1 protein-coding gene is annotated in these 753 nt (G+C 66.4%); it reads left to right on the top strand.

Annotation, left to right across the window (positions count from 1 at the left end):
* Window positions 1-19 precede the first annotated feature (19 nt).
* Window positions 20-753, top strand: a 734-nt coding sequence (locus AC628_RS41425; protein ID WP_143202107.1) for a phage major capsid protein, incomplete at its 3' end; no start/stop codon positions are given.

Genomic DNA, 753 nt, shown 5'->3' with positions numbered 1-753 from the left:
AACCAGGAGTCACTGATCCATGCGAGTGGACATCAAGCAGCTGCGCCAGGCCCGCGCCAATAAGGCAAAGGACGGCAAAACCGCGCTCGAGCAGCTCAACGCGCTGCAGGGGAAAGCCAATCCGACCGAGGCCGAGACCGCGCAGGTCGCCGAGCTCGAGACCAAGGTCGACGCGCTCGAGGCCGAGGTCGCGGATCTCGACAAGCAGATCGCCGCCGAGGAAAAGAAGCTGCGCCGGACCGCGCTGTTCGGCTCCTCGACCGCGCTCGGCGGCGCGGCGCTGGCGACCGTCGTCAATGATATCAATCCGGAGCGGACCGGCGGTTTCCGCAGCGTTGCGGAATTCGCGGTTTCCGTTCGGACCGCAATGACCGGCGGCGGCCTCGATCCGCGCCTCGGCGCCGCGCCGACCAATTTCCAGCAGAACCAGGGTGGCAGCGGCGAGGGCTTCCTGGTGCCGACCGAGTATCGCGAACAGATCTGGGCGCTCGTTTTCGACGACCAGAACCTGCTCGGTTTCTGTAATCCGGAGCCGACGCAGGGCAACTCGATCGCGATCGCAAAGGACGAGACCACGCCTTGGGGCGCGTCCGGCGTCCAGGCGGCCTGGCGCTCCGAGGGCACGCAGCTGATCGCGTCCAAGGCGGCAGCAACCGGCGAGATCATCCAGCTGCATGAGCTCTACGCCTTCGTGCTGGCCTCGCAGGAGGTCCTCGACGATGCGCCGCGGCTGCAGAACCGGATTTTCAACCA

This window comes from Bradyrhizobium sp. NAS96.2, from assembly GCF_001908235.1.
Classification (GTDB): Bacteria; Pseudomonadota; Alphaproteobacteria; order Rhizobiales; family Xanthobacteraceae; genus Bradyrhizobium.
Note: the sequence above shows the minus strand (reverse complement) of the source record. Positions and strands in the feature narration are given on the sequence as shown.